The organism is Rothia sp. HMSC073B08, assembly GCF_001812975.1.
GTDB lineage: Bacteria > Actinomycetota > Actinomycetes > Actinomycetales > Micrococcaceae > Rothia > Rothia mucilaginosa.
Window position 1 is genome coordinate 201656 of record NZ_KV811082.1, and the last position, 436, is coordinate 202091.

At 57.3% G+C, this 436-nt stretch carries 1 pseudogene; it reads right to left on the reverse strand.

What is annotated here, in order from left to right:
* Window positions 1–91: 91 nt before the first annotated feature.
* Window positions 92–436, reverse strand: a pseudogene (locus HMPREF2884_RS07055) (peptide ABC transporter ATPase); the annotation flags it as partial.

Here is a 436-nt window from a genome sequence, read left to right on the forward strand (position 1 = left end):
TCGAAAACCTCGGTCTAAAAAGCAGGCGGCCCTGAACGTTCAAACATTCAGGGCCGCCTGCTGCGGTTATCTATGTATTGGGTCAGCTGGTTTACATGTCGGGCCAGTCGCGGTGCAACGAATACTCTGTGTCCCCGTCACCGTTATCATTGAGGTGCCAACGCTGACCGGTACGGATATCAGCCTTGCGCAGACGCGGGTTCGGATTATCCTTCTTACCCATCGTCGGATCGTTCTTGCAGCCCCAACGAGTGTCGTCATAGCTGCAGTCACCTGCTACGCGTCCCACATCAACCCACCACACACGCACCAGCAACGGATCACTGGTCGCCTGCGGAGTCACCATCATCATCTGCCACGGGCCACCATCCACACGGAAACGAGCCGTGTAGTGCACGGTCGCATACGCGTGGAAGTTACCCGAACGCTGGTAGGC